The sequence below is a fragment of the Mycobacterium sp. SMC-11 genome, from assembly GCF_046250095.1.
In the GTDB taxonomy this organism is placed as follows: domain Bacteria; phylum Actinomycetota; class Actinomycetes; order Mycobacteriales; family Mycobacteriaceae; genus Mycobacterium; species Mycobacterium heraklionense_A.
Genome location: NZ_CP176430.1, coordinates 4,856,096 through 4,863,145, shown reverse-complemented (window position 1 = coordinate 4,863,145; position 7,050 = coordinate 4,856,096). Strand labels below are relative to the sequence as shown.

The following is a 7,050-nucleotide window of genomic DNA, read 5'->3' as shown; positions in this document are numbered from 1 at the left end:
AGCCCCATCCCCCTGGTTCGACGCCGTCTGGCCTGGCACCGCGGTGCCAGGATGCCGTACAGGGACATGCTATCCACACACTTATCCACAGGTGTGGATGAGGTGCGCATTCCGCGGTGAGGCCCTTTGGGCCGGTTGCTCAGCAACGGATACTCCAGACAAAAGACGCTATATCTGAAGCGCCAGCCGCTTCGTGATCTTCGGTTCGTGGTCGAGAACCGCTCCGGTTCCGAAACGGCGCTGGCAAGCAAGTTAACAGGTTTCCGCGTAGACGACTACTCATTTCACCGAGATGAATCGAATGAAAACGAAGGCCGCTAGAGCTTTCGATACGGGTGTGACCAGTGTGAATACTGGGTCGATTTCGTGGGCCGGTGAGCGTGGTGCACTACGGCAACGACACCGGGGTTTGACCCGGCGAACGCGCATCAGTACCCTCGAACAGTCGCCCGAACGCTGGCGATACGGCTGCGACCGGCCTAAAAGCCGGAGCCCGCGCCGGTTACGAGCAAGACGCAGAAGTTCACCGAGCTTACCGAGTGCGTCGCGTGCGACAGGCACAACGGTCTTCCGGTGTGTCGGGCTTACGCGACGCAAGATGCAATAAGGAGAGTGTGCCGTGGCCAAGGGCAAGCGGACCTTCCAGCCCAACAACCGTCGTCGGGCCCGCGTGCACGGGTTCCGGCTGCGGATGCGTACCCGTGCCGGTCGTGCCATCGTCACCGCCCGGCGCAGCAAGGGCCGTCGCTCGCTGACCGCCTGAGCACAGGCAGTTCGGCGGTGCTCCCGGCTCAGTACCGGATGAGACGATCGGCCGACTTCGGTGCAACGGTCAAGCATGGCCGAAGGGCAGTGCAGCCGGACGTCATCCTGTATGACCGCGTCATACAGGACCGACGGACGGATCCGTCCGAGGAGTCGGCGGTGGACGCCGCCGCGGCGATTCCGCCGCGCGTCGGTCTGATCATCGCCAAGTCGGTCGGTAATGCGGTAGACCGGCATCGTGTGGCCCGGCGATTGCGCCATGTGGCCCGCGAAGTGTTGGCCGATCTGGAGCCGCGAGAGCAGCTGGTGATTCGGGCACTGCCCAGCAGCAGCGGTGCGACCTCCGATGAACTCGGGACCCAGTTGCGGACAGGCTTGCGGTCGATCCGCCGGGCCGCGGGGGCGGTGCGCTGATGCACGCGGTCGCGGCAGTACCGGTACGCGGATTGATCTTCGTCATCGAGCTTTACCGGAATCTGATCTCGCCGCTGCGACTGCCCAGCTGTCGCTTCATGCCGACCTGCAGCCAGTACGCGGTTGACGCATTGACGGAATACGGGTTGATTCGGGGCAGCTGGCTGGCAGCGGTACGGCTAGCTAAGTGCGGGCCGTGGCATCAAGGCGGATGGGACCCCATTCCCGAACGGACCCAGGGGGCCGCTGACTGCGGCTGCCCGTCCGAGAACAACTCGGACAATCGAGCGGAGGGTGAATACCGTGTCCTTTGATCCGGGCAGCCTGGACTACGTGTACTACCCGGTGTCGGGCATTATGTGGTTGTGGTACAAGGCTTTTGGCCTTCTTCTGGGACCCGCGAGCTTCTTCACCTGGGCGCTGTCGGTGGTGTTCCTGGTGTTCACCCTGCGGGCGCTGCTGTACAAGCCGTTCGTCAAGCAGATCCGGACCACCCGGCAGATGCAGGAGCTGCAACCGCAGATCAAGGCGTTGCAGAAGAAGTACGGCAAGGACCGCCAGAAGATGGCGCTGGAGATGCAGAAGCTCCAGCGTGAACACGGCTTCAACCCGATCTTGGGGTGTCTGCCGATGCTCGCGCAGGTACCGGTCTTCCTGGGTCTGTTCCATGTGCTTCGGTCCTTCAACCGGACCAGTACCGGGATCGGTCAGCTTGGTCTGTCTCCGGATCTGAACCGGCAGCTGGGCAACTACTTCTTCAGCGCCGCCGACGTCGGAAACTTTCTAGACGCGAATCTGTTCGGTGCCCCGCTGGGTGCGACCATGATCCAACGCACTGGGCTGGACGCTTTCACCGAGTTCAACCGGCTGTCGGTGATCGCGGTCGGTGTGCCGATCATGATCGCGGCCGGTATCGCGACGTACTTCAACAGCCGGGCGTCGGTAGCGCGGCAGAGCCCAGAAGCCGCGGCCAACCCGCAGACGGCGATGATGAACAAGCTGGCGCTCTACGTCTTCCCGCTGGGCGTGGTGGTCGGTGGGCCCTTCCTGCCGCTGGCGATCATCCTCTACTGGTTCTCCAACAACATCTGGACGTTCGGCCAGCAGCACTACGTGTTCGGCTTGATCGCCAAGGAGGAAGAGGCCAAGAAGGAGGAGGCGCTGCGGCGTCGCGCGGCCAACGCGCCGGCCCCCGGGGCCAAGCCCAAGCGGGGTAGCCGGGCGGCCACGACCGATGCAGCCGTCGAAGCCGGTGCTGCCGTCGAGGAGTCGGGCGCGACCGAAGCGGAGGCCGGCGAGACCGGGAACTCTGAGGGAGCCAAGCGAAGCCCGAATCGACCCGCTGCCCGTGGCGGCCGGCCGGGGGCCGGGGCGAAGCCGAAGAAACGCAAGCGGTGACGTACCGCGACAAGCCAACCGGCGCGCGAGCCGCCGGGCACGGAGGGAGACGACATGACTGACACGACTGACATGAACGACGCCGGGACCACCGAGCGCGAGGTGGCGGGGGAGGCCCAGGAGGGCCAAGCCGCGCCCGCGGTCGACCTGGAGGACCGACTGGTTGCCGAAGGCGAGATCGCCGGTGACTACTTGGAGGAGTTGCTCGACCTGCTGGACTTCGACGGGGATATCGACCTCGATGTCGAAGGTCGCCGTGCGGTGGTGAGCATCGACGGCGGTGCGGACCTGACCAAGCTGGTCGGCCGCAAGGGCGAGGTGCTCGATGCGCTGCAGGAACTGACCCGCCTGGCGGTCCACCAGAAGACGGGCGAACGCAGCCGGTTGATGCTCGACATCGCCGGGTGGCGCCGTCGACGTCGCGATGACCTGACCGCGCTCGGTGACGAGGTGGCCCGGCGCGTGCTGGAGAGCGGTGCCGATGAGGAACTGGCCCCGATGAGCCCGTTCGAACGTAAGATCGTCCACGATGCGGTGGCCGCCGTGGACGGCGTGCACAGCGAGAGTCAGGGCGTCGAGCCGTCGCGCCGCGTAGTGGTACGGCGGGACTGACCAGACTGAGGGCGGGGAATCACAGCAGTGTGATTCCCCAGCCGCGGTCCGTTCGCGGGAAGCCGGAGGAATGTTTCACGTGAAACATGTCGAGGGAGCACCGGCACCCGAGCCACCCCCGGAGGCGGCGGAAGTCTTCGGCGACCGCCTTCCCATTGCCCGTCGCTATGCGGCCCTGTTAGCCGGGCCCGGTGTAGAGCGCGGGCTGATCGGCCCGCGGGAAGTCGAACGGCTATGGGAGCGCCACCTGCTCAACTGTGCGGCAGTCGGCGAGCTGCTGGAGCCCGGGGAGCGGGTGGCAGACATTGGAAGCGGCGCCGGGCTGCCGGGGATACCGGTGGCGATTGTGCGCCCAGACGTGTCGATGATCCTTGTGGAGCCACTGCTGCGCCGTAGCGAGTTCTTGCGCGAGGCGGTCGCGGAATTGGCGCTCGCCAGCGTGGAGGTGCTGCGCGGCCGCGCCGAGGATCCCGCGGTACGTGCGGAAGCGGGCGAGTGTGATGTGGTCACGTCACGTGCCGTCGCAAGCCTGGACAAGATCGGCCGGTGGAGCCTGCCCCTGCTCCGAAAGGGGGGCCGGATGCTGGCGATGAAGGGGGAGCGGGCACAGGCCGAGCTTGATGAACACCGCGGCGTGATGGCCAGACTAGGCGCCAACGACGTAAGGGTGGTGAGATGTGGCGTGAACTATTTAACCCCGCCCGCGACCGTGGTGCTGGCACTGCGGGGAGACCCCGAAGCGAAGCGCGCACGCGGTCGGATGTCGGGCAGCCCGGCGCGACGGTCGAGCAGGAGGCAGGCATGAGTAGAGCAGTCCCCCCGGGCGTCACACCACGGCCGTCGGCCGCGAAACCCGCCACCGAAGCTGTTTCACGTGAAACATCGTCCGGTTCGGTTTCACGTGAAACATCGCCGGACTTTGTCGACACCCCGATCGGAGCGGCGGCCGAACGCGCCATGCAAGTGCTGCACACAAACAATCGACTGCCCCGCCCAAGGCGCCGGCGCGTGTTCACCGTGGCCAATCAGAAAGGCGGCGTCGGCAAGACCACCACGGCGGTCAACCTCGCCGCGGCCCTCGCCGTACAGGGGATCAAGACCCTGGTGATTGATCTCGACCCGCAGGGCAACGCGAGTACGGCCTTGGGCATCTCCGATCGCAAGTCGGGGACCCCGTCGTCGTACGAAGTGTTGATCGGGGCGATCCCGGTGACCGAAGCCCTGCAGCAGAGCCCGCACAACGAGCGGCTGTACTGCATCCCCGCCACCATCGATCTGGCCGGCGCCGAGATCGAATTGGTGAGCATGGTGGCGCGGGAGAACCGGTTGCGCAATGCGTTGGCCGATCTGGACAGCTTCGACTTCGACTACGTCTTCATCGACTGCCCGCCCTCGCTCGGACTCCTAACGGTCAATGCGTTGGTTGCCGCGCCGGAGGTGCTGATCCCGATCCAGTGCGAGTACTACGCCCTGGAGGGCGTATCCCAGTTGATGCGCAACATCGAGATGGTCAAGGCGCACCTCAACCCGCGGCTGGACGTCACCACCGTGCTGCTGACGATGTATGACGGGCGCACCAAGCTCGCGGACCAAGTCGCCGATGAGGTCCGGCGCTACTTCGGCGACCGGGTACTGCGCACGGTGATCCCGCGCAGCGTCAAGGTGTCGGAAGCGCCGGGCTACAGCATGACGATCATTGATTACGACCCGGGCTCGCGCGGGGCGATGAGCTACCTGGATGCCAGCCGGGAGCTCGTCGAGCGGGACCTGGCAGATGGCGGGGGACAGCAGTGACCGCCGGTGTACGACGACCCGGAGAAGAACAGGAGCGCCGCAGATGACCGGACCGTCGCGTAAGAAGGGCGGCTTGGGCCGCGGCCTGGCGTCGCTGATCCCGACGGGACCCGGTGACGGGAACGAGGGCCAGGGCGACCGTGGCGCCGGCCTGGGACCGCGTATGGGTGATGCCGCCGCCGATGTCGTTCTCGGCGGCTTGGGTGCTTCCGCCCCGGCGGCCACCCCGGACGTGGGCGCGGTGTACCGGGAGATCCGGCCGGCCGACATCGACCCAAATCCGCGCCAGCCCCGGCAGGTTTTCGACGACGAGGCGCTGGCCGAGCTGGTGCATTCGATCCGGGAATTCGGGCTCATGCAGCCCATCGTGGTGCGGGCCGTACCCGGCTCCTCGCGATACCAGTTGGTCATGGGGGAGCGGCGTTGGCGGGCCTCCCAGCAAGCCGGTCTGGAGACCATCCCGGCGATCGTTCGGGAGACCGAGGACGACAACCTGTTGCGCGATGCGCTGCTGGAGAACATCCACCGGGTACAGCTGAACCCGTTGGAAGAGGCAGCCGCCTATCAGCAATTGCTCGACGAGTTCGGGGTGACCCACGACGAACTGGCTACGCGCATCGGCCGCTCCCGCCCGTTGGTGACCAACATGATCAGGCTGTTGCGCCTACCAATTGCCGTGCAACGCAGGGTCGCCGCCGGCGTGTTGTCGGCCGGCCACGCCCGCGCCCTGCTGTCGCTGGAGGCCGGATCCGAGGCCCAGGAGGAACTGGCGGCGCGGATCGTGGCAGAGGGACTGTCGGTGCGCGCCACCGAGGAAGCGGTCACCCTGGCTAACCGAGGGGGCTCCCCTACACCGGTCGCGCCGCGGCGCAAGCCGATCCAGATGCCCGGCCTGCAGGACGTCGCGGAGCGGTTGTCGACCACTTTCGACACCCGCGTGACGGTCAGCCTCGGCAAGCGCAAGGGCAAGATCGTGGTCGAGTTCGGCTCCGTTGACGATTTGCAACGCATCGTCGCGATGATGGACTCGACAACCTCCTGAGGGGTTATTCGCCCAGGTCCAGGGCCACACGGCCGTTACGTCACTGTGACGGTACGGTGACCCCGGCCCGTCGAGGGTACTGAAACATGTTGATTAACAGCAGCTTTCATTTTCTGGAGCGGTCGACCCACCGGATGGTGCCGAGAGTGGCGCCCGGCGGTTCAACACTCCTATTCTTAGGGGGCTGTCGTCGGCGGCAGCACGGGTTGAGACCGGGAGTCCAGTGTCTGTCCGAATCGCACCCCTGAAGCTCGAGGGTTTCGAGCAGCTTCCTAAGCACGCACGCCGCTGTGTCTACTGGGAAGTCGATCCAGCCACCCTCGGCCGCGCCGATCACCTCTCGGATCCGGAGTTCGAGAAGGAAGCCTGGCTGTCGATGGTGATGCTGGAGTGGGGGACCTGCGGCCAGGTCGCCACACCGTCGGCCGCGCGAGGAATCGGGGATCCGCAGTGCCTCGGCTACGTGCTCTACGCACCCCCGCGCGCCGTGCCGCGGGCACACCGGTTTCCCACCGGGCCGGTCTCGGCCGACGCTGTGCTGCTGACTTCGATCGGGGTCGACCCGGCTCCGATGGCCGACGGTCTGCCACGGGAACTGATCGCCCACGTGGTCGAGGAATTGATGCGCCGCGGCGTCCGCGCCCTCGAGGCCTTCGGCCGCACGACGGAAGTTTCTGAACTACTCGGTATGGGCGACACCGCTCCGCCCGACGTGGCACCGGTCTTGGAGGCGGTCGGCGACTGCTCAGTCGAGCACTGCATCATCGCGGCAGATTTCTTGACCGATGTCGGGTTCACCGTGGTGGCGCCACACCAGTACTTCCCACGGTTGCGCCTGGAACTCGACAAGGGCCTGGGCTGGAAGGCCGAGGTGGAGGCTGCGCTGGAGCGCCTGCTGGAAAGCTCGCGGTTAGAGCAACCGATCGGGGTGGGCGCCCCCGCGGCGTCGGGGTCTGCGAGGGGGTCGATGCGCCGGCCCCAGCTTCGGCTCTCCTGCGTCGAGTCTCGCTGAACCGCGGTGCTCG

General features: G+C 66.3%; 9 protein-coding genes. All 9 read left to right on the top strand.

Annotated elements, in window-relative coordinates; genetic code table 11:
- Nucleotides 1-619 precede the first annotated feature (619 nt).
- The 9 genes from rpmH to ACKY0X_RS22505 all read left to right on the top strand — a co-directional run bounded on the left by rpmH (nt 620) and on the right by ACKY0X_RS22505 (nt 7,037).
- Nucleotides 620-763, top strand: a complete 144-nt coding sequence (gene rpmH, locus ACKY0X_RS22545) for a 50S ribosomal protein L34 (RefSeq protein ID WP_024442093.1) — start codon at nt 620-622, stop codon at nt 761-763.
- A gap of 17 nt (nt 764-780) precedes the next feature.
- Nucleotides 781-1,179 carry a ribonuclease P protein component gene (gene rnpA, locus ACKY0X_RS22540; RefSeq protein WP_409427800.1) on the top strand — a complete coding sequence of 133 codons (399 nt, stop codon included), beginning with the start codon at nt 781-783 and terminating at the stop codon, nt 1,177-1,179.
- On the top strand, nt 1,179-1,493 hold the full coding sequence (gene yidD / locus ACKY0X_RS22535; protein WP_409427799.1) for a membrane protein insertion efficiency factor YidD: 315 nt from the start codon (nt 1,179-1,181) through the stop codon (nt 1,491-1,493). The genes rnpA and yidD overlap by 1 nt, the downstream gene beginning before the upstream one ends.
- Before the next feature lie 43 nt (nt 1,494-1,536).
- Complete coding sequence (gene yidC, locus ACKY0X_RS22530; RefSeq protein WP_409429749.1) at nt 1,537-2,577, top strand: membrane protein insertase YidC; 1,041 nt, start codon at nt 1,537-1,539, stop codon at nt 2,575-2,577.
- 72 nt (nt 2,578-2,649) lie between these two features.
- Complete coding sequence (locus ACKY0X_RS22525; RefSeq protein WP_409429748.1) at nt 2,650-3,189, top strand: protein jag; 540 nt, start codon at nt 2,650-2,652, stop codon at nt 3,187-3,189.
- Between the two features lie 70 nt (nt 3,190-3,259).
- On the top strand, nt 3,260-3,994 hold the full coding sequence (gene rsmG / locus ACKY0X_RS22520) for a 16S rRNA (guanine(527)-N(7))-methyltransferase RsmG (RefSeq protein ID WP_409427798.1): 735 nt from the start codon (nt 3,260-3,262) through the stop codon (nt 3,992-3,994).
- Nucleotides 3,991-4,983, top strand: coding sequence for a ParA family protein (locus ACKY0X_RS22515; protein WP_409427797.1), 993 nt, complete (start codon nt 3,991-3,993; stop codon nt 4,981-4,983). The genes rsmG and ACKY0X_RS22515 overlap by 4 nt, the downstream gene beginning before the upstream one ends.
- A gap of 43 nt (nt 4,984-5,026) precedes the next feature.
- Nucleotides 5,027-6,025 carry a ParB/RepB/Spo0J family partition protein gene (locus ACKY0X_RS22510; RefSeq protein ID WP_409427796.1) on the top strand — a complete coding sequence of 333 codons (999 nt, stop codon included), beginning with the start codon at nt 5,027-5,029 and terminating at the stop codon, nt 6,023-6,025.
- Nucleotides 6,026-6,248: 223 nt separating this feature from the next.
- Nucleotides 6,249-7,037, top strand: a complete 789-nt coding sequence (locus tag ACKY0X_RS22505; RefSeq protein WP_409427795.1) for an acetyltransferase — start codon at nt 6,249-6,251, stop codon at nt 7,035-7,037.
- The last annotated feature ends 13 nt before the right edge of the window (nt 7,038-7,050 follow it).

Excerpts from the sequence above, each read along its gene's own strand:
- yidC (WP_409429749.1), top strand. The coding sequence starts at position 1,537 with ATGTGGTTGTGGTACAAGGCTTTTGGCCTTCTTCTGGGACCCGCGAGC.
- ACKY0X_RS22525 (WP_409429748.1), top strand. The coding sequence starts at position 2,650 with ATGAACGACGCCGGGACCACCGAGCGCGAGGTGGCGGGGGAGGCCCAG.
- rsmG (WP_409427798.1), top strand. The coding sequence starts at position 3,260 with ATGTTTCACGTGAAACATGTCGAGGGAGCACCGGCACCCGAGCCACCC.
- ACKY0X_RS22515 (WP_409427797.1), top strand. The coding sequence starts at position 3,991 with ATGAGTAGAGCAGTCCCCCCGGGCGTCACACCACGGCCGTCGGCCGCG.
- ACKY0X_RS22510 (WP_409427796.1), top strand. The coding sequence starts at position 5,027 with ATGACCGGACCGTCGCGTAAGAAGGGCGGCTTGGGCCGCGGCCTGGCG.
- yidD (WP_409427799.1), top strand. The coding sequence starts at position 1,179 with ATGCACGCGGTCGCGGCAGTACCGGTACGCGGATTGATCTTCGTCATC.